The organism is Pseudomonas sp. MIS38 (assembly GCF_019891575.1).
Classification (GTDB): domain Bacteria; phylum Pseudomonadota; class Gammaproteobacteria; order Pseudomonadales; family Pseudomonadaceae; genus Aquipseudomonas; species Aquipseudomonas putida_A.
On record NZ_JAFLXF010000021.1, the window covers coordinates 80953 to 107332 of the forward strand.

25 protein-coding genes are annotated in these 26380 nt (G+C 60.1%); 10 read left to right on the forward strand and 15 right to left on the reverse strand.

The genetic code is table 11. From position 1 onward, the window contains the following. The first annotated feature begins 351 nt into the window (after positions 1–351). Both yejK and J1G18_RS21690 read left to right on the forward strand, forming a co-directional pair. Positions 352–1356, forward strand: coding sequence for a nucleoid-associated protein YejK (gene yejK / locus J1G18_RS21685; RefSeq protein WP_027610948.1), 1005 nt, complete (start codon positions 352–354; stop codon positions 1354–1356). Then, positions 1356–1706 (forward strand): glutaredoxin family protein, encoded by a 351-nt coding sequence (locus tag J1G18_RS21690; protein ID WP_223008431.1) that lies wholly within the window; start codon positions 1356–1358, stop codon positions 1704–1706. Before yejK ends, J1G18_RS21690 begins: the two co-directional genes overlap by 1 nt. 165 nt (positions 1707–1871) lie before the next feature. On the opposite strand, the gene J1G18_RS21695 is transcribed toward J1G18_RS21690, so the two are convergent. The 5 genes from J1G18_RS21695 to J1G18_RS21715 form a co-directional block, all read right to left on the reverse strand. Then, positions 1872–2807 carry a glutathione S-transferase family protein gene (locus J1G18_RS21695; RefSeq protein ID WP_115988154.1) on the reverse strand — a complete coding sequence of 312 codons (936 nt, stop codon included), beginning with the start codon at positions 2805–2807 and terminating at the stop codon, positions 1872–1874. Between the two features lie 84 nt (positions 2808–2891). After that, the gene (locus J1G18_RS21700) at positions 2892–3194 is read right to left on the reverse strand and encodes a GIY-YIG nuclease family protein (RefSeq protein ID WP_115986582.1); all 303 of its coding nucleotides are present in this window, start codon (positions 3192–3194) and stop codon (positions 2892–2894) included. A 39-nt stretch (positions 3195–3233) separates the two neighbouring features. Next, entirely contained in the window at positions 3234–3704 is a 471-nt protein-coding gene (locus tag J1G18_RS21705) for a nuclear transport factor 2 family protein (protein ID WP_027610944.1), read from the reverse strand. 203 nt (positions 3705–3907) lie between these two features. Beyond that, entirely contained in the window at positions 3908–5194 is a 1287-nt protein-coding gene (locus tag J1G18_RS21710; protein ID WP_223008432.1) for a CynX/NimT family MFS transporter, read from the reverse strand. Beyond that, positions 5184–5843, reverse strand: coding sequence for a FadR/GntR family transcriptional regulator (locus J1G18_RS21715; RefSeq protein WP_098967322.1), 660 nt, complete (start codon positions 5841–5843; stop codon positions 5184–5186). The genes J1G18_RS21710 and J1G18_RS21715 overlap by 11 nt, the downstream gene beginning before the upstream one ends. Before the next feature lie 261 nt (positions 5844–6104). Here J1G18_RS21715 and J1G18_RS21720 point away from each other — a divergent pair, with 261 nt between their 5' ends. Beyond that, positions 6105–7730 carry a S8 family peptidase gene (locus J1G18_RS21720; RefSeq protein WP_223008433.1) on the forward strand — a complete coding sequence of 542 codons (1626 nt, stop codon included), beginning with the start codon at positions 6105–6107 and terminating at the stop codon, positions 7728–7730. Positions 7731–7799: 69 nt separating this feature from the next. Here the strand turns inward: J1G18_RS21720 and J1G18_RS21725 are convergent, their stop codons facing one another. The 4 genes from J1G18_RS21725 to J1G18_RS21740 form a co-directional block, all read right to left on the reverse strand. Next, positions 7800–8564, reverse strand: a complete 765-nt coding sequence (locus tag J1G18_RS21725; RefSeq protein WP_003221897.1) for an amino acid ABC transporter ATP-binding protein — start codon at positions 8562–8564, stop codon at positions 7800–7802. A gap of 13 nt (positions 8565–8577) precedes the next feature. Continuing rightward, positions 8578–9675, reverse strand: a complete 1098-nt coding sequence (locus J1G18_RS21730) for an amino acid ABC transporter permease (protein WP_007965184.1) — start codon at positions 9673–9675, stop codon at positions 8578–8580. Between the two features lie 10 nt (positions 9676–9685). Next, positions 9686–10867: an amino acid ABC transporter permease gene (locus J1G18_RS21735; protein ID WP_223008434.1), complete on the reverse strand. Its 1182-nt coding sequence runs from the start codon at positions 10865–10867 to the stop codon at positions 9686–9688. 65 nt (positions 10868–10932) lie between these two features. After that, positions 10933–11964: an amino acid ABC transporter substrate-binding protein gene (locus J1G18_RS21740; RefSeq protein ID WP_007965188.1), complete on the reverse strand. Its 1032-nt coding sequence runs from the start codon at positions 11962–11964 to the stop codon at positions 10933–10935. 468 nt (positions 11965–12432) lie between these two features. On the opposite strand from J1G18_RS21740, the gene J1G18_RS21745 reads away from it, so the two are divergent. The 5 genes from J1G18_RS21745 (at position 12433) to J1G18_RS21765 (ending at position 17737) form a co-directional block, all read left to right on the forward strand. Then, on the forward strand, positions 12433–13089 hold the full coding sequence (locus tag J1G18_RS21745) for an alpha/beta hydrolase (protein WP_135295009.1): 657 nt from the start codon (positions 12433–12435) through the stop codon (positions 13087–13089). Positions 13090–13185: 96 nt separating this feature from the next. Then, positions 13186–14658, forward strand: a complete 1473-nt coding sequence (gene rhlB, locus J1G18_RS21750) for an ATP-dependent RNA helicase RhlB (RefSeq protein WP_135295008.1) — start codon at positions 13186–13188, stop codon at positions 14656–14658. Between the two features lie 137 nt (positions 14659–14795). Then, positions 14796–15740, forward strand: coding sequence for an ornithine cyclodeaminase family protein (locus tag J1G18_RS21755; RefSeq protein ID WP_098967314.1), 945 nt, complete (start codon positions 14796–14798; stop codon positions 15738–15740). A 150-nt stretch (positions 15741–15890) separates the two neighbouring features. Beyond that, positions 15891–17018 (forward strand): NAD(P)/FAD-dependent oxidoreductase, encoded by a 1128-nt coding sequence (locus J1G18_RS21760; protein ID WP_210558936.1) that lies wholly within the window; start codon positions 15891–15893, stop codon positions 17016–17018. A 92-nt stretch (positions 17019–17110) separates the two neighbouring features. Continuing rightward, on the forward strand, positions 17111–17737 hold the full coding sequence (locus J1G18_RS21765; RefSeq protein WP_098967310.1) for a transcriptional regulator: 627 nt from the start codon (positions 17111–17113) through the stop codon (positions 17735–17737). A gap of 100 nt (positions 17738–17837) precedes the next feature. Here J1G18_RS21765 and J1G18_RS21770 read toward each other — a convergent pair whose 3' ends face one another. From J1G18_RS21770 to J1G18_RS21795, 6 genes are all read right to left on the reverse strand, one after another. After that, entirely contained in the window at positions 17838–18614 is a 777-nt protein-coding gene (locus tag J1G18_RS21770) for an ABC transporter substrate-binding protein (protein ID WP_027610934.1), read from the reverse strand. Between the two features lie 240 nt (positions 18615–18854). Then, on the reverse strand, positions 18855–19307 hold the full coding sequence (moaE, locus tag J1G18_RS21775; RefSeq protein ID WP_007965204.1) for a molybdopterin synthase catalytic subunit MoaE: 453 nt from the start codon (positions 19305–19307) through the stop codon (positions 18855–18857). 3 nt (positions 19308–19310) lie between these two features. Then, the gene (gene moaD / locus J1G18_RS21780; protein WP_098967306.1) at positions 19311–19553 is read right to left on the reverse strand and encodes a molybdopterin converting factor subunit 1; all 243 of its coding nucleotides are present in this window, start codon (positions 19551–19553) and stop codon (positions 19311–19313) included. Beyond that, a complete protein-coding gene (gene moaC, locus J1G18_RS21785; RefSeq protein WP_027610932.1) occupies positions 19550–20023 on the reverse strand; it encodes a cyclic pyranopterin monophosphate synthase MoaC in 474 nt (157 codons plus the stop codon). The genes moaD and moaC overlap by 4 nt, the downstream gene beginning before the upstream one ends. 237 nt (positions 20024–20260) lie before the next feature. After that, entirely contained in the window at positions 20261–21655 is a 1395-nt protein-coding gene (locus J1G18_RS21790) for a PhoH family protein (protein ID WP_095139594.1), read from the reverse strand. 337 nt (positions 21656–21992) lie between these two features. After that, positions 21993–23069 (reverse strand): polysaccharide deacetylase family protein, encoded by a 1077-nt coding sequence (locus J1G18_RS21795; RefSeq protein ID WP_410477719.1) that lies wholly within the window; start codon positions 23067–23069, stop codon positions 21993–21995. A gap of 373 nt (positions 23070–23442) precedes the next feature. Between J1G18_RS21795 and yaaA the strand changes: the two genes are divergently transcribed. Beyond that, positions 23443–24222: a peroxide stress protein YaaA gene (gene yaaA / locus J1G18_RS21800; RefSeq protein WP_108181747.1), complete on the forward strand. Its 780-nt coding sequence runs from the start codon at positions 23443–23445 to the stop codon at positions 24220–24222. 811 nt (positions 24223–25033) lie between these two features. After that, positions 25034–26350, forward strand: a complete 1317-nt coding sequence (locus tag J1G18_RS21805; protein WP_007965217.1) for a nucleotide sugar dehydrogenase — start codon at positions 25034–25036, stop codon at positions 26348–26350. Positions 26351–26380 lie beyond the last annotated feature (30 nt).

Below are 26380 nucleotides of genomic sequence, written 5' to 3' on the forward strand. Positions count from 1 at the left end.
GTGTCAGCCATCGAGCCCGATCTTCTGGATCTGGCACCCTCGGCGATAACCACGACGAGTCGGGTTATAGATGCCGAAATCAGGGTTTGGTTCGACCTGACAAATGCTGATTGCACGCTTAACGCAGTGACTTCGCGTAAGACCGGGCAAAACTAGCACAGAGACGGGGAAATATCCGCCTCTAGCTACCCATTTGGTCAGGTTTATTGCTCTAAATCGGTAAAAAACTGCATAAGGGCACCCACCCGCCCCGGATTTGCCCTTCACCCCGCGCCAAAACCAGTGGTTGCGGTACACTGGGCGCTTTTTCGGGGGAGCCTGCCCTCCTCCCTTCCACCAGCCGAGAAGCCCATGCCGATCCGTCATTGCATCGTCCACCTGATCGACAAAAAACCCGACGGCACGCCCGCAGTTCTGCACGCCCGTGACTCCGAACTGGCTGAGTCCGCGGCCATCGAGAACATGCTCGCCGACCTCAACGAGAGCTACAACGCCAAACAGGGCAAAGCCTGGGGCCTGTTCCACCCGGAATCCGGTGCGTTCCCGTTCAGCGGCTGGCTGAAGGAATACATGGAAGGCGGCAAGGACTTCGCCGCGTTCAGCAAGGTTGCGGTCGAGCATCTGCAGAAGCTGATGGAAGAGTCGAACCTGTCGGTCGGCGGCCACGTGCTGTTCGCCCACTATCAGCAAGGCATGACCGACTACCTGGCGATCGCCCTGCTGCACCACAGTGAAGGTGTGGCGGTGACCGATGAGCTGGACGTGACCCCGTCGCGTCACCTCGACCTCGGCCAATTGCACCTGGCGGCGCGGATCAACGTCTCCGAGTGGCAGAACAACAAGCAGTCCAAGCAGTACATCTCGTTCATCAAGGGCAAGAACGGCAAGAAGGTTTCGGAATACTTCCGCGACTTCATCGGCTGCCAGGAAGGCGTCGATGGCCCGGGCGAGACCCGCACCCTGCTCAAGGCCTTCAGCGACTTCGTCGAGAGCGAAGACCTGCCGGAAGACTCCGCCCGCGAGAAAACCAAGACCCTGGTCGATTACGCCAGCAGTCAGGCCAAGCTCGGCGAGCCGATGGGCCTGGAAGAGCTGTCGGAGCTGATCGACGAAGAACGGCCGAAAGCCTTCTACGATCACATCCGCAACAAGGACTATGGCCTGTCGCCGGAGATTCCGGCAGACAAACGCACCCTTAACCAGTTCCGCCGCTTCACCGGCCGCGCCGAAGGCCTGTCGATCAGCTTTGAAGCGCACCTGCTGGGCTCGAAGATCGAGTACGACGAAGAGGCTGGCACCCTGATCATCAAGGGCCTGCCGACCTCGCTCACTGATCAGCTCAAGCGCCGCAACTGATGCTCGGCAATGTACTGAAGAAGGTCGCGCTGGTTCTGCTGGTGGTGGTGATCTATCAGAACTGGGGCAAGATCGAGCGGGTGTTCAACCCGTCGCAGATGGTCTCTGAGCAGACGCGAGCGCAGGCCCGTGTCGTGCTGTATGCCACCGACTGGTGCGGCTACTGCAAGCAGACCAGGCGCTTTCTCGACAGCAAGGGGATTCCTTTCAAGGAATTCGACATCGAGAAGGACGCCGAGGCGCGCAAGGCGTATGAGGCGCTGGGCGGGCGCGGGATTCCGCTGATCGACGTGAATGGCACGTTGATTCGCGGATTCGACCCGGACGAAATCCTCGCTGCCCTGAAATAACACAGCTCCTCTGTGGTGAGGGGATTTATCCCCGATCGGCGGCGAAGCCGTCGCAAAATCTGCATGGTAAAGCGTGCAGTTTTTTGGGGGCGCTTCGCGCCCCATCGGGGATAAATCCCCTCACCACAATTGCGCCCCTCCCCTCAAGCAGAGGCTACTTGCTGATCAGCGAGCTTCGATGCGGAATCCAAAGCGCGGGAAGTGCACGTGCACCACGCCGCCACGCGGGTCTTCGCGGCGCAGGATCAGCTCTTCGCGGCCAGCAAACAGCAACTCACCCACCACCGGATCAACCCCGTAATCTGTCGCGGCAATCGCCACCTGCTGCCCGGCCTTGAAACCGTTCGGATCGACAAACTGCTCATCCGGCAACGCCGCCGGCGTCGAACTGCGCGCGACTTCCAGCGCCTCCTCGGCAGTCATCTCACTCGCGGCACCATGACCAAAGCCCAGCACACGCCCCAGCCAGGCAGTCACGGCCGGATATTCATCGACCAACGGCGCAGTGACGTGCGTCGCCTTGAGGAACCACAGTGGATGCGCCAGGGCGAAGTCGGCAATCGACGGCTCACCGAACAGGAAGTCGCCCTGCTCACGCTGCAACTGCTGCTCCAGCCGCGCCATGAGCGTTGGCCACTGATGCTTGGCCTGTTCGGCCGACAGCCGCGTGGCGCTGCCGCCACTGAACAGCCCGGCACGGTCAGCGATAAAGGCCTTGATCGCTTCCGGCGGCAACTTGCCGAAACGCACCGCCACCGATTCTGGCTGGAACACCAGGCTGACCGCGTGCTGGAACACCACCGAGTCGGCCCAAGCGGCGAAGCTGGCGCTGGTCATTTCCTGGCCTTCCGGGAAAAACGCCGGCAGGGCTTTTTCCTGCTCCAGACGACGGGCAATCAACGATGTGTCGCAATAGATGTCGGCGCCGATCTGCAACACCGGGGTCTTGCGGTAGCCGCCAGTCAGCGCGGTCAGATCCGGCTTGGGCATCACCGGCGAAATGTGCACCGAGCGCCAGGATAAGCCTTTGAAGCCCAACAGCAGACGAGCCTTTTCGGCAAATGGAGAGGTCGGGTAATGATGCAGAATCAACTCGGACATGCTCGGCTCCGCCGCACAGAAAGTGAGTCCGCAGCTTAGCGTGCATTTGGTTAGCAGCCTACAGATCTGCCTGATGGGAACCGATCAGTCAGATTGATAAGACGCGACCAGGCATTCCTTGGCGCTCTTGCGCAGCTTCTTGATCAAGCGTTCCTGACGCAACGCATCGCTCTTGTCGCGGCAACGTTCGGTGTAGACCAGCGCCATCGCCGGGCTGGACAGGAAGAAGCGCGCGCCCTTGCCGCTCTGATGCTTGGCGAAGCGGCGCACCGGGTCGTCGCTGATCCCGCAATACAGCGAACCGTTGGCCGCGCGCACGAGGTAGACGAACCAGGACTTGCTTACTGGCTCGACGACTTCAACCGGTTTTTCGCTGAGGCTGGTCACTTCGGGATCTGGATGTGTAGGAAACAGGCCGCGATCTTATCAGCGAGTAGCCTGAAATGCCTTCAGACCTTTCAGCGCCTGCGCCCGGACGGCGTTGCGCACCAGCGGTGTCCAGCCCAGCAGCAGGCCTTTGAAACCCAAGGCCTGACGCGACCAGCGCCACAGGTCGAAGTGGTCGTGGTGCTCGCAGATCTTGCCGTCGCGAAAGACGAAGCGCGCCTGGATATCGTTGATTACCACGTTGCCGGTCTGGCTGAACAGGTAAGTCGCCACCCAGTGCGCGCCGCCGCTGCGCTCGTCGGCGCGGACATTGTCGAAAGTCAGGGAGAAGTCCTTGGCGCGGGTGGTGAGCATGCGCCACATGTCGCCGGCATCGCGCCCGCGCAGTTCACCGAAGGCCGGATCGCTGAACACCACATCGTCGGTATAGCAGGCGGCCATGGCCTCGGCGTCGAGGCGCTGGAAGGCCTGGTAGAAGCGAGTGATCAGGGCGGCGTGGGCTTCGCTCATGGGCAAACTCCGGAAATGGACAGATTGCCAGCACGATAAGCTGCAAATCGCAGAAACACTATCGGCATTCGCAAAGCGAATATCAGCCGCACACAGAACCACTGTAGGAGTGAGCCTGCTCGCGATAGCGGTGTATCAGTCAGCGCAATGTTGACCGACACACCGTTATCGCGAGCAGGCTCACTCCTACAAGTTGAACCGTGTCAGATCTTTTCGCTTTGCACTTGCACGTACAGCGCCCGGCCGGCACCAAGGCCGGCAATGATCGCACCGGTGCCAATGATGCCGAAGATCCAGCCCACGGCATTCCAGCCGCCGGTCCAGTCATGCACCACGCCGACCGCGAACGGCCCCATCGACGCCAGGGTGTAGCCGAAGCCCTGGGACATGCTCGACAGGTTCGCGGCCACATGCGAATCCCGCGAGCGCAGCACGATCAGGGTCAGCGCCAGACTGAACGTACCGCCCTGCCCCAGCCCCAGCAGAATCGCCCAGCCCCAGAGCCCTTCAATCGGCGCATACAGGCAACCGAACAGACCACCGAGGGTCAGCGCCATCACCACCACGATCGCCAGGCGCTGGTCCTTGCCACGGGTCGCCAGCCACGGCGCAGCCAGGGAGCTGGCGAGCTGGATGATCACCGAGCAGGACAGCACCAGGCCGGCCTGGGTCGGAGTCAAGCCGCGGCCGATCAGAATCGACGGCAACCAGCCGAACACGATGTACGCCAGCGACGATTGCAGGCCCATGTACAAAGTCACTTGCCACGCCAGTGGATCGCGCAGCAGACCTTTCACCCGATAGGCGACGTTGTGCGCGCCGTGTTTCTGCCCGACTTGCGGCAGCCAGAACAGCGCCGCCACCAGCGCCGGGATTACCCAGAAGCCCAGGCCCAGTGCCCAGCTGTGGTCGAAGTGTTCGCTCAACGGCACGGTCGAACCCGCCGCCATCGCGGCGCCCAGGCACAGGGCCATGGTGTACACGCCGGTCATGGTTCCGGCGTGTTTGGCGAAGTCGCGTTTGACGATGCCCGGCAGCAGCACGCCGATAATGCCGATGCTCGCACCGCCAAGCACGCTACCTGCAAACAGCCCGATCTCACCGAAGTTGCTGCGCACAATAATCCCGGCGGCCAGGGTCAGCAGAATCCCCAGCACCACCCGCTCAGCGCCGAAACGCCGCGCCAGAATCGGCGCCAGCGGCGCGAACAGTCCTAAGCACAACACCGGCAACGTGGTCAGCAAACCGGCCTGAGCCGCAGACAGACCAAGGCTTTTCGACACTTCGCTGAGCAGCGGCGCCATGCTCGACAGCGCAGGGCGCAGGTTCAGCGCCACCAGAATCAGCCCCAGCAGCAACAGCCACGGCCGGCGCACCAGCGGATGGCTTTGCTGTACTTGTTCGTCGTCAGCCTCGGCGTCGATCAGCAGCTCTTCGAGCTCCGCCGTGCGCTTGGGGGTTGAAAAGTTTTTCTCGCTTTCAAGGTTCATTGATCAACTGCCTCGATATGGCTTTGGCCCGTTCCGGGTCGCGTTGTTCGACGGCATCGAGCAACTCGATGTGCAGGTCGAACACTTCCTGACGGCGCGGGACGATGTTCAGCGTCTGGCGCAATTGCGCGCCGACGATGCTGGAGAAATAGCGATACAACTCGCTGAGGGTGGGGTTGTGCGCGGCGTCCACCAGACGGCGGTGGAACACCAGATCGCAGGCAATGTAAGTGTCGAGATCACCGTGGTAGTGGCTGCCGCTGGTGCCGAGCGCTGCGCGCAATGCGGCGAGATCTTCATCGGTGCGGCGCAACGCGGCCAGGCCAATCGCCTCGACTTCGAGAATGTGCCGGGTCTCGCGCGCCTGCTCCAGCGAGCAGCGGGACAACGCCTTGAGCGTGTCCATCGGATCGACCACTGCGCGCAAATAACTGCCGTCGCCCTGACGGATTTCGATCAACCCGGAAAACGCCAGCACGCGCATGGCTTCGCGCACGGTGTTGCGGCTGATGCCCAGATCGGCGCACAGCTCAGGCTCGGTCGGCAGCCGTTCGCCGACCTGCCACACGCCATCGCTGATGCGCTGACGCAACTGATCCAGAGCCTGATCGACCAGGGATCGCTTGATCAAAGGTGAGATGTCTGTCATGAAATTCGCCCTTTCATCCAATCATAGGATGAATTTTCTGACATCTTAGTCAGCTGCGGCGCCCCACACAACCCCACGCAGGAAGGAACAACCGGGACACCAATCCTACATGTCGAGTTGTAAAAACCGCTGACAGGCGAAGTGATTTCCCACATTCCGCAGGAATACTGCCGACATCACTTGCGGACGCTGGACTGCAGACTTTGGACATTGATCCAGGGGCATTTTGCCCCGTCATTATCCAAAGGAAGAAGCACGCTCATGGTAGAAGTCAATTTCGGCAAGCAGCACGACCGCCCTTTTGTTCTGCAGAAAAATCGCCAATTGCTGGCAGTCCGCAGCCACGCGGGAACGCAGTTGGCCCAAACGCTTTGCTGCGAATCTGCTCACGCAGCGCTGGAAGGTTGCGAGCTGTTGCTGCATGTCGAGGACGCTGATGTGCAGATTTTCAAACTGCCTGGACACTCGGACGCATCGCAACGCAAGGCGCTGCTACGCGAATTGCCCGACGTGCGCTTCGCGGGCAGCGTGCTGGTGGATCCCATCAATCAGGAGCCGGTGCTCTATACCGAAAATATCTTTTTGAAGTTCATCGACTCACTGAAAGCCACTGAGTGCATGGTCATACTTCAAGCGCTGGGCCTGATGATCAAGCAACAGGTGCCGTATGCAAAAAATGCCTTTTTTGTGCATCACCCCGCCACCCATGGCATCGATATCTGCACCCTCACGAGTGAATGGCTGGAACGCGACGAGATCGAGTACTGCCACCCGGAGCTGCTGCGCCAGGGTCAACGCCGAGCGATCCATGCCAATCAGTGGCACCTGAAGAAAACCACCGTGACCTATCAGGTTGAAATCGATGCCAGCGCCAACGTCGAAGCCGCGCATGAGCTCGCGCAGGGCGAAGGCATCGTCATCGCAGTCATCGATGACGCGTTTGATATTGACCATCCCGAATTTTCCGGAGAAGGCAAAGTGGTCGGTGCAAAGAACTTTGACCGACGTAACGCCAAAGGCGGCCCGCGCCCACTGAACGCCCTGGAACGCCACGGTACGGCCGCTGCCGGGGTCGCTTGCGCCAATGGTGAGGACGGCGCCAGCGGTGTCGCCCCCAAAGCCAGCCTGATGCCATTGAAACTCACCAAACCCTTGGGAGCCCGCGCGGAGGCCGACGCCTTTTTCTGGGCGGCCGATCAGGGAGCCGACGTCATTTCCTGCAGCTGGGGGCCGGCTGAAGGGCATTGGGCCGACCCGGCGGACCCGCGTCACACGCAAGTGTTTCCCCTGGCCGCCAGCACACGGCTGGCAATCGAATACGCCGCCACCAAGGGCCGCAATGGCAAAGGCTGTGTGATCTTTTTTGGCGCGGGAAACGGTAACGAGTGCGCCGATAACGATGGCTATTCCAGCCACCCCCATGTCATTGCGGTAGGTGCCTGCAACGATCAGAACCGGCGCAGTGCCTACAGTGACTATGGCAAGTCACTCTGGTGCTGCTTTCCCAGCGGAGATCAGAAACACCCCGATCCGAAGTTCAAGCCTGCGACTTCGATCCCGCAGACCCGGGGTATCCGTACCACTGATTTGAGCGCAAAGTTTGCCGCCGCCACATTGCCGGCCTACACCGACACCTTCAGCGGTACCTCCAGCGCCTGCCCCGGCGCCGCGGGCATCGCTGCGCTGGTGCTCGGCGTCAATCCCGAGCTTGATCGCTCTGCGGTACGCCAGATACTTGCCGATTGCTGCGACAAGATCGGCCACCCCAATGACGGGCCGCGCGGCCAGTACGACGAAAACGGCCACAGTCACTACTACGGGCACGGCCGACTCAACGCGCTGCGTGCCGTGCACCTGGCACTTGAACGCAAAACAAATGCGGGCTGATTCGCCCCCATGAAAAAAGCCCTGTCGGCATACCGGCAGGGCTTTTTGTCAGGCGAGCTTCTCAGGCAATCAATGCAGGATCTGGCTCAGGAACAGCTTGGTACGGTCATTTTGCGGGTTGTCGAAGAAGTCGTTCGGCGCCGCCTGTTCGACGATTTCGCCCTTGTCCATGAAGATCACACGGTTGGCCACGGTGCGGGCGAAGCCCATTTCGTGGGTCACGCAGAGCATGGTCATGCCGTCTTCGGCGAGGCCGATCATGGTGTCCAGCACCTCTTTGACCATCTCCGGGTCGAGGGCCGAGGTCGGTTCGTCGAACAGCATGATTTTCGGTTTCATGCACAGCGCACGGGCAATCGCCACACGCTGTTGCTGACCGCCGGACAGTTGCCCCGGAAACTTGTGCGCCTGCTCCGGAATGCGTACGCGCTCCAGATAATGCATGGCGATTTCCTCGGCCTTGCGCTTGGGCATCTTGCGCACCCACATCGGCGCCAGCGTACAGTTTTGCAGGATGGTCAGGTGCGGGAACAGGTTGAAGTGCTGGAACACCATGCCGACTTCGCGACGGATCGCTTCGATCTGCTTGAGGTCGTTGGTCAGCTCCACGCCGTCGACCACGATGCGGCCCTGCTGGTGTTCTTCCAGGCGATTGAGGCAACGAATCGTGGTCGATTTGCCGGAACCCGACGGGCCGCACAGGACGATACGCTCGCCCTGTTTGACGTTGAGGTTGATGTCTTTCAGCACGTGGAACTGGCCGTACCACTTGTTCACGCCCTGCATCTGGATAATGCCTTCAGGGCCGACAGGCTTTTTGATTGCTTCGCTCATTTACAGAGAACTCCTAACGCTTGTGGCCAGTGTCGAGCTTGCGTTCCAGATGCATGGAATAGCGCGACATACCAAAACAGAAAATCCAGAACACCAGGGCGGCGAACACGTAGCCTTCGGTGGCCATGCCCAGCCATTTCGGGTCGGCAGCGGCTTGCTTGACGCTGTTGAGCAGGTCGAACAGGCCGATGATGATCACCAGGCTGGTGTCCTTGAACAGCGCAATGAAGGTGTTGACGATGCCCGGGATCACCAGCTTCAGGGCTTGCGGCAGAATCACCAGGCCCATGGCGCGCCAGTAACCGAGGCCCATCGCCGCTGCCGCTTCGTACTGACCTTTGGGGATCGCTTGCAGACCGCCGCGCACCACTTCGGCAACGTAGGCCGACTGGAACAGGATCACCCCGATCAGCGCCCGCAGCAGCTTGTCGAAGTTCATGCCTTCGGGCAGGAACAGCGGCAGCATCACCGAGGACATGAACAGCACCGTGATCAACGGCACGCCGCGCCAGAACTCGATGAAGGTCACGCAGACCACACGAATCGCCGGCATGTTCGAGCGCCGGCCCAGCGCCAGAATGATCCCCAGCGGCAAGGCACCAGCGATACCCACGGTGGCGATGACCAGGGTCAGCATCAGACCGCCCCACTGGCTGGTCGCCACGGCGTCGAGGCCGAACACGCCGCCATGCAGCAGGCACCAGGCGACGATCGGGTAGATCACCAGGAAGCTCAGGCCGTACACCGCTTTACGCGGGAAGCGCGAGATGAACAGCGGCGCCACACCGATCACCGCCAGCCACACGGTCAGGTCGACGCGCCAGCGCAGGCCGGTCGGGTAGTAGCCGTACATGAACTGGCCGAAACGCTGCTGAATGAACACCCAGCAGGCGCCGTCCTTGGTGCAGTCGGCGCGGGTGGTGCCGACCCAGTTGGCATCGAGAATCGCCCAACTGAGGATCGGTGGTACCACCAGGTAGATCAGGTAAAACGCAAACAGGGTCAGCAGGGTGTTGAGCCAGCTGGAAAACATGTTCGCGCGTATCCATGCCATCGGGCCGAAGACCTTGGCCGGCGGTGGCATGTCGGGTTTGAAAGTATGGGTTGTCATGCGCGTTTCCTCACCGCTCGATCAGCGCAATGCGCTTGTTGTACCAGTTCATCAGCAGGGAAATGCTGATACTGATCGCCAGGTACACGCTCATGGTGATGGCAATGACTTCGATGGCCTGACCGGTCTGGTTGAGCACGGTGCCGGCGAACAGCGAAACCATTTCCGGATAACCGATACCGGCGGCCAGCGACGAGTTCTTCGCCAGGTTCAGGTATTGGCTGGTCAGCGGCGGAATGATCACTCGCAAGGCTTGCGGAATGATCACCTTGCGCAGGGTTGGGCCGTTGCGCAGGCCGAGCGAACGCGCCGCTTCGGTCTGGCCATGGCTGACCGACTTGATCCCCGAACGGACGATTTCCGCGATGAACGCAGCGGTGTACACGGTCAGCGCCAGGGTCAACGCGAGCAGTTCCGGGATCAGCACCCAGCCGCCGACGAAGTTGAAGCCTTTGAGTTGCGGCATTTCCCAGTGCAGGGGTGCACCGAAGATCAGCGCGCACAAGGTCGGGATCACCAGCAGGATCGCCAGGCCGGTCCAGAACTTGTGAAACGGTACGCCGGTGTCTTCGAAACGCTTGTTGGCCCAGCGGCACATCAGCACGATGGCGACGATGGCCAGCACCACACTGATGAAGAACGCCCAGAAGCCGTCAGCCATTTGCGCGGCCGGCATGTTCAGGCCACGGCTGCTGACGAAGAAGCTGTCGCCGAAGTTGTGGCTGTTGCGCGGTCCCGGCATGGTCAGGAATACCGCGAAGTACCAGAACAGGATCTGCAGCAGCGGCGGAATGTTGCGGAACACTTCCACGTACACGGTCGCCAGTTTGCTGATGATCCAGTTCGGCGACAGCCGCGCCACACCGATGATGAAGCCCAGCAGGGTCGCCAGGATCACGCCGATGAAGGTCACCAACAGGGTGTTGAGCAGGCCGATCACGAACACCCGAGCGTAACTGTCCGCTTCGGTGTAGGAGATCAGGTGCTGAGCGATGCCGAACCCGGCACTGCGCTCCAGAAAGCTGAAACCGGAGGTAATGCCCCGGTGTTGCAGGTTGGTCTGGGTGTTATCGAACAGATACCAGCCCATGGCGACCACCGCCACGACGGTGATGATCTGAAACAGCCACGCACGCACTCGCGGATCGCTGAGGCTGAGCCTCTGCTTTGGTGCGCCGATTGAATTTTGCATGAAGTGCCCCGGAAGAAATGGAACAGAACATCACCCGGCGGTTGGCCCGCCGGGTGATAGAACCATTAGCGCACTGGTGGTGCGTACTGAATGCCGCCGTTGGTCCACAGCGCGTTCAGGCCACGGTCGATTTCCAGCGGAGTGCTCTTGCCGAGGTTTTTCTCGAAGATTTCACCGTAGTTACCGACCTGCGAAACGATTTTCACAACCCAGTCCTTCGGCAGTTTCAGGTCCTTGCCGTATTCACCGTCAGCACCCAGCAGACGAGCGACGTCCGGGTTCTTGGTGGATTTGGCTTCTTCCAGCACGTTTTTCGACGTCACGCCGGCTTCTTCAGTGTTCAGCAGCGCGTAGCCAACCCAGCGAACGATCGCCAGCCACTCGTCGTCGCCGTTACGCACGACCGGGCCCAGTGGTTCTTTGGAGATGGTTTCCGGCAGTACCACGTAGTCTTTTGGCGAAGCCAGTTTGCTGCGCTGTGCGTACAGCTGCGACTTGTCGGAGGTCAGCACGTCGCAACGACCGGATTCCAGCGACTTGGCGCTTTCATCGGAGGTGTCGAAAGTGATCGGGGTGTACTTCAGGCCGTTGGCGCGGAAGTAGTCGGAGACGTTCAGTTCGGTGGTGGTACCGGCCTGGATGCAGATGGTTGCACCGTCCAGTTCCTTGGCACTTTTCACGCCCAGCTTGTTGTTGGCCAGGAAGCCCACGCCGTCGTAGTAAGTGATGAAGCCCGGGAATTTCAGGCCCATGCCGGCGTCACGCGAGCTGGTCATGGTGGTGTTGCGCGAGAGCAGGTCGATTTCGCCGGACTGCAGCGCGGTGAAGCGCTCCTTGGCGTTCAACTGGCTGAACTTGACCTTGTTGGCGTCGCCGAATACGGCAGCGGCCACAGCGCGGCAGACGTCAGCGTCGATCCCGAGGATCTTGCCCGAAGCGTCCGGTACCGAGAAACCCGGCAGACCGTCGCTCACGCCACACTGCACGAAACCTTTCTTCTGCACGGCATCCAGGGTTGCACCCGCCTGAGCGAACCCGCTGACGCCGAGTACTGCTGCTGCAGTCACGACCGCCAGAGTGGATTTCAACATCTTCATTCAAACCTCCAGTTTTGCTCTTGTTGTGTCGGAGCTTGAGTCCAGTCGCACCCTTTTGAGGCGTTGTTGACCCGTGTTGGCTTTTTTTGGGGTCAACCGACGTAAGACCTTCGCTATGAGTCTAGTAGGAGAAAATCCACATCATGGACAACTCACTTCTCACCAATCGGCCGAACGGGCTGTAGCCCTTTCACGTTCGCTTTGCCCGTAGCGGCCATCGGCGAACATCCATCACCGGATTCTTTGCAATCCCGTCGCAAGACGTACACTGATAGTGTTACCGCAAGGCGTAGGACGCTTCGTACAGAATCCTCCATAGCAAAGCCCGTACCACACCGCCTGCTGAAGCGATTGCGCGACAGGTCAATAGCAAAACTTGTAGCCTTGCGACATCTTCTTAACGGATCGACCGGACGCGCACCTCAATCACGCACTTATTGAGAGCGCCCGCACATTTTTGGAGCAGCCATGACCGAGCCCCTGATTCTTCAACCCGTAAAGCCTGCAGACGCCTGCGTGATCTGGCTGCACGGCCTCGGCGCGGACCGCTATGACTTCTTGCCGGTCGCCGAAGCGCTGCAGGAAAGCCTGCTGACTACCCGCTTTGTATTGCCGCAAGCGCCAACCCAGCCCGTCACCATCAACGGTGGTTACGAGATGCCGAGCTGGTACGACATAAAGGCCATGAGCCCGGCACGGTCGATTGACCGTGAGCAGTTGGAAGCGTCGGCGGATCGCATCATTGAATTGATCGAAAAGGAGCGCGCCAGCGGAATAGACGCTTCGCGGATTTTTCTCGCCGGGTTTTCCCAAGGCGGCGCCGTCGTTCTGCACACCGCTTATATAAAGTGGCAAGGTCCGTTGGGTGGCGTACTTGCCCTCTCCACCTACGCCCCGACCTTCACTGACGAGATGGAGCTTTCAGCCAGTCAGCAGCGTATTCCTGCGCTGTGCCTGCACGGCCAGTTCGACAGCGTGGTGCAGAACTCGATGGGGCGCAGTGCCTATGAGCATTTGGTGAAGCATGGTGTCACCGTGACATGGCAGGAATACCCAATGGAGCACGAAGTGTTACCCGAAGAAATTCGTGATATCGGCGTCTGGCTGGGCGAACGCCTGCGTTGATCGTTTCAGCTGCATCGCCCCTTTGATCATCCCACTACGCCGCGCCCGTTTCTTGCATTACACTGGCCGGCGTACATTCCTTAACCAATTGATGAGATGACCGTGCTCAAAGCACTCAAGAAAATGTTCGGTAAAAGCGAGGCTGAGCAGCTCGCGCCAGTCCCCAGTGCGCCGTCGCACGCCCCCGGCCCTCGCAGCGATGTGCCCAAGGCTGAACGTCCGGCTCCGGTAGCGACACCCCAGCCTGAGCCGCAACCTGCCGTCGCCACCGAACCGGTCCGCGCCGAAGCGCCGAAACCACCCCGGCCGCGCCGCGAACCGAAGCCCAAGGCACCGGTCATTCCCTGGAAACTCGAAGATTTCGTCGTCGAACCCCAGGAAGGCAAAACCCGCTTTCACGATTTCAAGCTCGCTCCGGAACTGATGCACGCCATCCAGGACCTGGGCTTCCCGTACTGCACGCCGATCCAGGCGCAGGTGCTGGGTTTCACCCTCGCCGGCAAAGACGCCATCGGCCGCGCGCAGACCGGTACCGGCAAGACCGCCGCGTTCCTGATCTCGATCATCACTCAGTTGCTGCAGACGCCGCCGCCGAAAGAACGCTACATGGGTGAACCCCGTGCACTGATCATCGCGCCGACCCGTGAGCTGGTGGTGCAGATCGCCAAGGATGCTGCCGACCTGACCAAGTACACCGGCCTCAACGTCATGACGTTCGTTGGCGGCATGGACTTCGACAAGCAGCTCAAGCACCTCGAAGCGCGCCACTGCGACATCCTCGTCGCCACCCCGGGCCGTCTGCTCGACTTCAACCAGCGCGGCGACGTGCACCTGGACATGGTCGAAGTGATGGTGCTGGACGAAGCCGACCGCATGCTCGACATGGGCTTCATCCCGCAAGTGCGGCAGATCATTCGCCAGACCCCGCCGAAGTCCGAGCGTCAGACCCTGCTGTTCTCCGCGACCTTCACCGAAGACGTGATGAACCTGGCCAAGCAATGGACTACCGATCCGGCGATCGTCGAAATCGAAATCACCAACGTGGCCAACGAAAACGTCGAGCAGCACATCTATGCGGTGGCCGCGGCTGACAAATACAAACTGCTCTACAACCTGGTCAACGATAACGGCTGGGAGCGCGTGATCGTCTTCGCCAACCGCAAGGATGAAGTGCGCCGCATCGAAGAGCGTCTGGTGCGCGACGGCATCAACGCCGCGCAACTGTCCGGCGACGTGCCGCAGCACAAGCGCATCAAGACCCTCGAAGGCTTCCGCGAAGGCAAGATCCGCGTGCTGGTGGCCACCGATGTCGCCGGTCGCGGCATCCACATCGACGGCATCAGCCACGTGATCAACTTCACCCTGCCGGAAGTCCCGGACGACTACGTGCACCGCATCGGCCGTACCGGTCGCGCGGGCGCCGACGGTGTATCGATCAGCTTCGCCGGCGAGGACGACTCCTACCAGTTGCCGTCGATCGAAGAAAAACTCGGTCGCAAGATCAGCTGCGAAACACCACCGACGCACCTGTTGCGCGCTGTTGAACGCAAGCGTCCGCAGCCGCAGTAAGCGATCTGTAACGCAAAAAGCGCAGCCGGCAACGGACTGCGCTTTTTTTTGCCCGGCGTTTTCAACAGGCGCTTGCGATAGACAACTAAAAGTCCATAATGGACAAATTAGTTTATATCCAGACCGCGGAGCCTGACATGTCCAGTACACCCTACGTGATCGACCACACCCAGGCCCGCGAGCTGCTGGCGCGCATCGACGTGCCGCAGATCCTGCGCAAACTGTTCCGCGACCTCGCCGCCGGCCACGCCGTGCAACCGGCGCAGCAACTGGTGGAGTTTCCGCAGGGCGCCGGCGACTTCATCAATTATCTGGGGGTGCTGGCCGAGGATGGCGTGTACGGGGTCAAGACCTCGCCGTACATCGTCCGCGAGCAAGGGCCACTGGTCACGGCGTGGACCCTATTGATGTCGATGAAAACCGGCCAACCGCTGTTGCTTTGCGATGCCGGCGAGCTGACCAGCGCACGCACTGCAGCGACCACCGCCGTTGCTGTCGATGCCCTCGCCCCGCTGAATGCCCAACGGCTGGCGATCATCGGCAGCGGCAAGGTTGCTCAGGCGCATCTGCATTACGTGAAAGGTCTGCGCGACTGGCAGAACATCAGCGTGTATTCGCCGAGCCTGTCGGAAGACGCTGAAACCCGGGCGCTGCTGAAAGAGATCTACCCGGGGGTGAAGATTGCCGACAGCCGCGATGTCGCCCACATAGACGCGGACGTGATCATGCTCTGCACCTCGTCCGCCGGCCCAGTGATCGACCCGGCCAGCTTGAGCAAACCGGCGCTGATCACCTCGATCAGCACCAACGCGCCACGCGCCCATGAGGTGCCGCCGCAGAGCCTGAGCGACATGCAAGTGTTCTGTGACTATCGGCTGACCACGCCGGGCTCGGCCGGTGAGATGTTGATCGCGACCGAGCAGCATGGCTGGGACAAGTCTGCGATTGTCGGTGACCTCGCCGACCTGCTCAGCGAGAAAGTGCCGCGCCCTGATTACGACCGTCACGTATTTTTCCGTTCAATCGGCCTGGGCCTGGAAGACATTGCGCTGGCGAATGCGGTTTATCTCTTAACCCACTAACACCACAAATCCCATTGTGGGAGCGGGCTTGCTCGCGAAGAGGCCGTATCAGGCAACGCATTTGCCGAATGACATACCGCCTTCGCGAGCAAGCCCGCTCCCACAGGGGATCAGCGAATTTTCCAATATTGCGAGCAACTGGAGACTTTCATGAGCCAGGCAGATTTCATCATCATCGGCGGCGGGATTGCCGGCGCTTCCACCGGTTTCTGGCTGTCGCCCCACGCCAAAGTGATCGTGCTCGAACGTGAATCGCACCCGGCCTATCACTCCACCGGGCGTTCTGCCGCGCTGTACACCGCCGCCTACGGTACGCCGCAGGTGCGGGCGCTGACACTGGCCAGCCGTGAGTTTTTCGACCATCCGCCGAGCGGTTTCTGTGAGCACCCATTGCTGACACCGCGCGGCGAAATGACCGTGGACTTCAGCGGTGACGCCGCCGAGCTGAACAACCAGTACCTCAGCGCCAAAGCCACAGTGCCAGAAATGCAGCTGCTCAGCGCCGACGAAGCCTGCGCCCGTCTGCCGATCCTGCGTCGGGAAAAAGTCCACGGCGCGATCTACGATCCGACCGCCAGTGACATCGACACCGACGCCCTGCATCAGGGCTACCTGCGCGGTATCCGCCGCAACAACGGCGAGGTGCACACCGATTGCGAAGTGCTGGGCCTGACGCGCGACGCCGCTGGCCTCTGGCAGGTGCAAACCAACGGTCAGACCTTCCGCGCGCCGGTCATCATCAACGCCGCCGGCGCCTGGGCTGACCAGATCGGCGCGCTGGCTGGCGCCCAGGCGCTGGGCCTGCAACCGAAACGCCGTGCGGCGTTCATTTTCGCCGGCCCCGAGGGCGTGGACATTCATCACTGGCCGATGCTGGTCAGCCTCGACGAATCGTTCTACATGAAGCCCGACGCCGGGATGTTCCTCGGCTCGCCGGCCAACGCCGACCCGGTCGAACCGCATGACGTGCAACCGGAAGAGCTGGACATCGCCATGGGCATCTATCAGATCGAAGAGGCTACGACCCTGACTATCCGCCGCCCGACCCGCACCTGGGCCGGACTGCGCAGCTTCGTCGCCGACGGTGATCTGCTCAGCGGTTTCGATCCGCAGGTGCCGGGGCTGTTCTGGGTCGCGGCCCAGGGCGGTTACGGTATTCAGACTTCACCGGCCATGGGCCAGGCCAGCGCGGCATTGGTGCGTGGTCAGCCGTTGCCTGAGTCGTTGCAGCAGTTCGGCCTGAGCAGCGCCATGCTCTCCCCTTCACGACTGCGCTGATGCCCCCTGCGGATGACGCGCCCAACGGATTGCGGCACACTCGCAGCGCCCCCGTGCACGGGGGCGCTGACGCCGCCTGGAGCTCCACAATCATGACCGCCCCCGAATTCGATCCGGCACTGGATAACTTCCGTGCCATCGCCGACGCCATCGCCACGCTGTTCTTTCCCCACGCCGAAGTGGTGCTGCACGACCTGCGCACGCAGAAGGTCGACTACATCGCCAACAACCTGTCCAAGCGCGAGATCGGCGACGATTCATCGCTTGAAGACATGCTCAGCGAGGAGGTCAGCGAGCGCAACATCGGCCCGTACGAAAAGCTCAATTGGGACGGCCAGAAAATCCGCAGCCTGAGCACCGTGCTGCGCGACCACGATGAGCGGCCGCTGGCGGTGCTGTGCATCAACCTGAATATTTCGCTGTTCGAGAATGCCAAGGCTGCGCTGGATCTGTTCCTGTCGCCGAGCAAACTGATCCCGCAGCCGGATTCACTGTTTCGCGATGACTGGCAGGAACGCATCAACACCTTCCTCCACGCCTGGCTGCGCGAGCGCCAGCTGAGCCTGAATCTGCTGACCCGCGATCACAAGCGCGAACTGGTATTGGCCCTGCACGCCGAAGGCGCGTTCAAGGGCAAGAGCGCCTCGAACTATGTGGCCAATGTGCTGAACATGGGGCGGGCGACGGTGTACAAGCATTTGAAGGAATTGAAGGGCTGAAGATCTGCATTGGCAGTTCTGGCCCCATCGCGAGCAGGCTCACTCCTACAGTTGGAATGCGTTCCCCTGTAGGAGTGAGCCTGCTCGCGATAGCGGACTATCAGTCGCCGTAGATGTCGGACTTGAAATACTTCTGGGAAATCTTCTGATACTCGCCACTCGCCCGAATCCCGTCGATGGCCGTGTTCAACTCACTGACCAGCTCGGTATTGCCCTTGCGCACCGCGATCCCCGCGCCCTCGCCCACGTACTTCGGATCCTTCAGCTCCGGCCCGACAAACGCATAGCCCTTGCCGCGTGGCATCGACAGGAAATCGTTCAGCGGGATGGTGTCGGCGAAAATCGCATCGAGCCGCCCGGCCGCCAGGTCCATGTAGATTTCTTCGTTATTGCCGTAGCGCTTGACGTTGATGCCCTTCGGTTCGAACACCTCGGTAGCATAACGATCGGTGGTGGTGGCGCGCTGCACGCCGACGGTCTTGCCCTTGAGGCTGGCGTATTGGTCATCGACCGTGGCGCCTTCCTTCATCACCAGCCGTGACGACGTGAAGTAGTACTTGTGGGTGAAATCCACCGACTTCTTGCGGTCTTCGTTGATGGTCATCGACGACAAAGCCATGTCGATTTTCTTCACTTTCAACGAAGGAATCAGGCCATCGAACTCACCCTCGACCCACACACACTTGACCTTCATCTGCGCGCACAGGGCGTTGCCGATGTCGTAGTCGAAACCGACGATCTCACCCTTGTCGGTTTTCGAGGCGAACGGTGGATAAGCGGCCTCAATGCCGATGCGCAGGGTTTTCTCGGCGGCAAACGAGCTGGTGCACGCCAACAGGCTCAGGGCCAGACCGGTAATCAGGGGGAGTTTCTTCATGTTCGTTCTCTCGCGGGTTGTTGTTGGTTTGGCAAGACAGAAGAAAAAGAGCTGGAACGGAATTTTGTACTTGTAAATCCATACTGGACTTTTACGTACAAACCGTCAATCAGATGAAAGAGGCAGGATTTTTTGCGTGGCGGATGACGCCTTCGCGGGCAAGCCCGCTCCCACATTGGAATGCGTTCTCCTGTGGGAGCGGGCTTGCTCGCGAAGACGGACTTGAAGGCGCTATAAAAACTATTTTTTCCAGCGATCCGCAGCGGCATGATCACTGTCACGCCCCTCGACCCAGCGCGGGCCGTCACTGGTGTTTTCTTTCTTCCAGAACGGCGCGCGGGTTTTCAGGTAGTCCATGACGAAGGCGCAGGCGTCGAACGCCGCCTGGCGATGGGCGCTGGCCGCGCCGACAAACACGATCGGCTCGCCAGGCTCCAGCGCGCCGATGCGGTGCAGCACTTCGAGCTTCAACAGCGGCCAGCGCTGCTCGGCCTCGACGGCGATCTTGCCAAGGGCTTTTTCGGTCATGCCCGGATAATGTTCGAGGAACATCCCGGCCACATCCAACCCATCATTGAAGTCGCGCACGTAACCGACAAAACTTACCACCGCGCCAACACCGACATTCGCCGCGTGCATCGCGTTGACTTCAGCGCCGGGATCGAACGCCGTGGACTGCACCCGAATCGCCATGCCTCAGCCTCCGGTCACGGTGGGGAAAAACGCCACTTCGTCGCCATCGCTCACCGGCTCGTCGAGCGGGCACAGGTCTTCGTTGCGTGCGCACATCAGGTTCTGTTCGCTCAGCACTTCGGCGCCCTCGCGTTGCGCGAGCAGCGCACGCACAGCGTCGACCGTGGCGAAATCGCCTTCGACCTCGACCGAGTCCACGCCCAGCGCTTCACGATAACGGGCAAAGAATTTAACCGTCAGCTTCATGGCTGCTCCGCCTGAAAATGCCCGCTCTTGCCGCCGACCTTCTCCAGCAGACGCACGCTTTCGATGATCATGCCGCGATCCACCGCTTTGCACATGTCATAGATGGTCAGTGCGGCGACGCTGGCAGCGGTCAGTGCTTCCATCTCTACGCCGGTCTGCCCCGACAGCTTGCAGCGGGCGACGATGCGCACGCTGTCGTCACCTTCAGCGCTGAGTTCGACCTTGACCCCGGTGAGCATCAGCGGATGGCACAGCGGGATCAGATCACTGGTTTTCTTCGCCGCCTGAATGCCGGCAATGCGCGCTACGGCAAACACGTCGCCCTTGGGATGGCCGCCGCTGACGATCATCTGCAGGGTTTCGGGGAGCATGCGCACCAGCGCTTGGGCCGTCGCCTCACGGAACGTCACGGCTTTTTCGGTGACGTCGACCATGTTGGCGCGACCTTGGGAATCGAGATGAGTCAGCACGGGATTACTCCTGATCAGGAGCAGGGATTGTAAACCTGTGGGTCAAATTTCCGCATCACTGATTATGAATTCACCACTATCCCCTGTGGGAGCGGGCTTGCTCGCGAAAGCGGTGTATCAGGCACACATTTGGTGGCTGACACACCGCTTTCGCGAGCAAGCCCGCTCCCACATTGGGTGATGTGTTCATCCATAAAAAACGGGCGGCTGTCAGGCCGCCCGTTTTCTGGTGGAGGGTTACAAATGCGATTCGGCGTATTCGGCCAGAATCGAGCGTGGCACCCCTTGCAGGGTGATGTGCACCCCGTTGGGGAAATCCTTGAAGCGTTCGGTCAGGTAGGTCAGCCCGGAGCTGGTCGCGGACAGGTAAGGGGTGTCGATCTGCGCCAGGTTGCCCAGGCACACCACTTTGGAACCGGCGCCGGCCCGGGTGATGATGGTTTTCATCTGGTGCGGCGTGAGGTTCTGGCATTCGTCGATCAGGATCAGGCTCTGCTGGAAGCTGCGACCACGAATGTAGTTGAGCGATTTGAACTGCAACGGCACTTTGCTGAGGATGTAGTCGACGCTGCCATGGGTGTTTTCGTCATCCATGTGCAAGGCTTCGAGGTTGTCGGTGATGGCGCCCAGCCAAGGCTCCATTTTTTCCGCTTCGGTGCCCGGCAGGAAGCCGATTTCCTGGTCCAGGCCCTGCACGCTGCGGGTCGCGATGATCCGGCGATAGCGCTTGCTGACCATGGTCTGCTCGATCGCCGCGGCCAGTGCCAGAATGGTTTTGCCGGAACCGGCGGCACCCGACAGGTTGACTAGGTGAATGTCCGGATCCAGCAACGCATACAGCGCCAGGCTCTGGTAGATGTCCCGCGGCTTGAGGCCCCAGGCTTCCTGGTGCAGCAGCGGTTCCTGGTGCAGGTCGAGGATCAGCAGCTTGTCTTCCTGGATTTCCTTGATCCAGCCGACAAAGCCTTGTTCGTCAATGATGAATTCGTTGATGTGCACCGCCGGCAGGTTGTCGATCAACTGCACCTGATGCCAGGTGCGGCCGTGATCCTGACGGGTTTCGACCTTGCTCACGCGGTCCCAGAAGGAGCCGGTCATGTTGTGGTAGCCGTTGGGCAGCAGGGACACGTCATCGACCAACTGGTCGGTGCTGTAATCCTCGGCCGCGATCCCGCAGGCGCGCGCCTTGAGGCGCATGTTGATGTCTTTGGTGACCAGCACCACGGCCTTCTTCGGATCACGGGTGTGCAGGTCGATCAACTGGTTGATGATTTTGTTGTCGTTCAGATGCTCGGGCAGAATCAGGTTCGACTCGGCCTGTTTGCTCATCAGAATTGACAGCAAGCCCTTCGGCCCGCCCTTGCCGCGCTGAATCGGCACACCCAGCTCGACGTCCTCGGGGGAGGCATCGCCCAGGGTCTTGTCGATCAGGCGGATTGCCTGGCGGCATTCGGCAGCAACGCTGTGATGGCCGCTCTTGAGCTTGTCCAGCTCTTCGAGCACGGTCATCGGGATCGCGACGTGGTGTTCTTCGAAATTCAGCAGGGCATTTGGATCGTGAATCAATACGTTGGTATCGAGTACATAAAGGATTGGCTGGTTGGAAGAAGGGCTACGTCCGTGATCATCCATACTCGGTCACCTTTGTGGGAGCCATTCGACGCAATACCTGGGCGGTGCTGCGCCTCGAAGTGACTGCCGAATTCATCCACGAGGGCCTGGATGAACTGCACACAAAAGGAGTCTTGGAAGACGCCACCTGTGTTGCAGGTTTCGGCGGTCTGTCTTCGTAATACTCCAAAACCCATGACATAAAAAAGCACTTTGACGGTTTTTTTAAGTTTATTTTGCAGAGTGACGAAAAGCCCTTGGCGGACCGTCCAGACCCCGCTAAAGTCGGAAGTCCGCCTGCATCGAATTCTCTAGAAAAATCGCCCCAAGCCCAATGTTTCCGGGCTTTTTCCGTTTATCAGCGAAACCCGTCCTGACAGTCTTCAAAGCCGATGCCGCTTTGTGCAGTTTGCGTGATCAGCCACGGCAACGCGGTCTTCACCGCATCCTGTTTCATGTTGAAATTGATCACCCCGTGACGCCACAGCAGCATCAGGGTCAGCACCCGCTGCGCACTCTGTGCGCCCTTGAGCTTGCCGGCGCCGTCCTGGGCATCGATGTCCCACAGCGCCACTTGCAGGCCCTGATTGCGGAAGAAGCTGCCAGCATCACTGCGGCGCTGCCCCTCCGGCGGACGGAACAGTGGCACATAGTTCTCCGGCAACTTGTTCTTCACCAGATCGGCGCTGCGGCGCACCGAGTCCTGCCAGTCCTGCCAATAGCTGTGGGAACGGAACTCCCAACCCTGCACGCCCACACACTGTTTCGAGAACTCCGATTGCAGGTTGCTCACCGAGCGATCGGCCAGACGCGCCTGCACATCCTTGCCCAACAGGAAGAACGTGCCGCTGAGATTGGATTTGCGCAGGTAGTCGGCAATCCAGTCGGTGTTGTCCGGCTGCAGATTGGCGGCGCTGTCGAAGCTCAGCAGAAACAGTCGATCGTGCATCTCGTCGCCATTGCGCTCGTAGTCGCCGAATTGATCGACTTCGCTGCTGGTTTGCGGTGACAGCGCGGCCTTGCGCATCAGCTCGTCCAGATACTGCAGATGAAACAACCGGCTCGGCTCGGCCCACTTGGTGTAATAGCTGTCGTCGCTGACCACGAACTTGGCGGCCTGCTCGCGCAGGGTCGGCAGGTCTTCGACGAGGAAGCAGAACGAGGCATCCTGATCGCAGCTCTGCTGGGCGAAGTTGTAGTTGGCCAACAGACGTTCCCAGAGCCGCTGGCGCAGGCGGCTGATCGCGTCGACGTTGACCGTGCGCAGCCCAAGGCGCTGGGCCAGCGCGGCCTCGTCCAGCGCCTCGGTGCCGAGCAGGCCCCGGGCGAACATGAGGATTTCCGCGCGCGAGGCGACGTCGAACAGCGTCGGGCTGCTCAGTTGCTCCGGCCAGGTGGTGCGATCCAGCGTCGCCACATCGCCCGGCGCCGCCATGGCCCCGAAGCTCAACAGCCACGCGGTGAATAAAAGAACAATGCGCAAAGGGGTGTCTCCATAACCAAACCCGCGCGGCACTATAGCTGATGTGCAAGCTTCAAGGACGCTGCCCTCACCCCAGCCCTCTCCCGAAGGGAGAGGGAGCCGATCTTCATGTTTTCAAACCTGAGTTCGACTGGATATTTCAGGTCGATGTATGACTCTAGAACAACACGGTCAGCTCCCTCTCCCTCCGGGAGCGGGCTGGGGTGAGGGGAAAATCCACCAGCCGTCGCAAAAGCCCGAGCTTCCTGATACCTATTACCCTCATAGCTGGAGTCCACTCGGCCAACCCCCTAGAATCGCCCCCACGATTAAAGGAGACGACTTCATGCTGATGGTGATTTCCCCCGCCAAGACCCTCGATTACGAAACACCGCCGGCGACCCAGCGCTTTACCCAGCCGCAATACCTCGATCACTCTCAGGAGCTGATCCAGCAGCTGCGCGAACTGAGCCCGGCACAGATCAGCGAACTGATGCACGTGTCCGACAAGATCGGCGGCCTGAATGCCGCGCGTTTCGGCAGCTGGACGCCCGCCTTCACCCCGGAAAACGCCAAGCAGGCGCTGCTCGCGTTCAAGGGTGACGTGTACACCGGCCTCGACGCGCAATCGTTCAGCGAAGCTCAGTTCGACTATGCGCAAAAGCACTTGCGCATGCTCTCCGGTCTCTATGGCCTGCTGCGTCCGCTGGACCTGATGCAGCCGTATCGTCTGGAAATGGGCACCAAACTGGCCAACGCCCGTGGCAAGGACCTGTACGCGTTCTGGGGCACGCGCATCAGCGAATGGCTCAACGAAGCGCTGGCCGATCAGGGCGACGATGTGCTGCTGAACCTGGCCTCCAACGAGTACTTTTCGGCGGTCAAACGCAGCGCCCTGAACGCGCGGATCATCAACACCGATTTCAAGGACCTGAAGAACGGCCAGTACAAGATCATCAGCTTCTACGCGAAGAAGGCCCGCGGCCTGATGAGCCGTTTCGTGATTCAGGAAAAAATCAATGATCCTGCCCTGCTCAAGCAGTTCGACGTGCAGGGTTATCGCTACAGCGCCGAGCAATCGAAACCGGACAATCTGGTGTTTCTGCGCGACCACGCCCCGGAATAAAGCATGCCCATTGCACGACTCTTTCTATAAAGAGTCGTGCAGCTCGCACGACGTCAAAAATCCCTCGCAACATTTCGCCGTTTTATTGGCGCCATAAAATCGTCCTGCCCAATTCTAATTTTAGTTTCACTCGACAGCCGCACTTTTTTTCAGTAGTGGCACGTAAATTTTTTTACGGTAGTGGCACAAAACTATCTAGCTCGATTACGCACCGATTAACAAAGGCCCAAATCGAAAGTGCTATCAAATTGAGACCAGTGCCATCTTTGGCAATATTTCAAAAAATTTCAGATTTCGCGATGAGCGGGTAGGAACTATGTCCAAATGCATAGCTCATACCACCGGTAACGATTCTCGCCGAGTTTGTACGAGATAACTTACGCAGAGCGGAGAACCATGTAACCAAGTTGTCACAGCAACTTGCCTAGATGGTTCACTCATCTGATCAACTAACGATGGATAGGTGATACGCACCATAAACATCCTCTACAAGGCCAAGGCTGCGCCCCTGTAATTGTGCTCGCCTGAGCACCCAACCGCTTGATCTACGGGCCTTTCGTCCGACATCAGGTGGACTGAACACATGCACGAGAGTCTTCCAGCAAGAAGATCCGCTGCATAACAGGGCAAGTCATAACAACTAAGGCCTAGTTGCGCACATCTTGAGTGCACTTATTTAGACACTCGGAACTTAGTATGCCTGCACACGGCATTGTGGCGCCTGTATGCCGCACTTTCGAGTGCACTATGACCGCTGAACACCATTAACTCCGGCCATCTAATGGCTTGATAAAACACAGAGGTAATTGCGATGCGCATCAGCATATTTGGTTTGGGTTACGTTGGCGCAGTGTGTGCCGGTTGCCTGTCTGCACGGGGCCATGACGTGGTTGGCGTCGATGTTGCCAAAGACAAGATCGACATGATCAACGCCGGCAAGTCGCCGATTGTGGAACCGGGTCTGGGCGAACTTCTGGCTCAGGGTATCGAGACCGGTCGTCTGCGCGGTACGACCAACTTCGCCGAGGCGATTCGTGACACCGACCTGTCGATGATCTGCGTCGGTACGCCGAGTAAGAAGAACGGCGACCTGGAACTGAACTACATCGAGGCGGTGTGCCGCGAGATCGGTTTCGTACTGCGTGAAAAAACCACCCGCCACACCATCGTGGTACGCAGCACCGTGCTGCCGGGCACCGTCGCCAACGTGGTGATCCCGATCCTCGAAGACTGCTCGGGCAAGAAGGCCGGTGTCGATTTCGGCGTCGCGGTCAACCCGGAATTCCTGCGTGAATCCACCGCGATCAAGGACTACGACCTGCCACCGATGACCGTCATCGGCGAGTTCGACAAAGCCTCGGGCGACGTTCTGCAATCGCTGTACGAAGAACTCGACGCGCCGATCATCCGCAAGGACATCGCGGTCGCCGAGATGATCAAGTACACCTGCAACGTCTGGCACGCAACCAAGGTCACCTTCGCCAACGAGATCGGCAACATCGCCAAAGCGGTCGGCGTCGATGGTCGTGAAGTGATGGACGTGGTCTGCCAGGACAAGACCCTCAACCTGTCCCAGTACTACATGCGCCCGGGCTTCGCCTTCGGCGGTTCGTGCCTGCCCAAAGACGTGCGCGCCCTGACCTACCGTGCAGGTTCGCTTGACGTCGAAGCACCGTTGCTCAACTCGCTGATGCGCAGTAACGAATCGCAAGTGCAGAACGCCTTCGACATCGTTGAAAGCCACGACAAACGCAAAGTCGCCCTGCTCGGTCTGAGCTTCAAGGCCGGTACCGATGACCTGCGCGAAAGTCCGCTGGTGGAACTGGCCGAAATGCTGATCGGCAAGGGCTACGACCTGAGCATCTACGACAGCAACGTCGAGTACGCCCGTGTTCACGGCGCGAACAAGGACTACATCGAGTCGAAGATCCCGCACGTGTCGTCCCTGCTCAACTCGGACTTCGATTCGGTGATCGACAACTCCGACGTGATCATCCTCGGCAACCGCGACGAGAAATTCCGCTCGCTGGCCCAGGAAGCACCGCAAGGCAAACAGGTCATCGACCTGGTCGGCTTCATGGCCAAAGCCACCAACCCGGGTACTCGCACTGAAGGTATCTGCTGGTAAAGCAGCGCCAAGCGACAAGCCTCGAGCTGC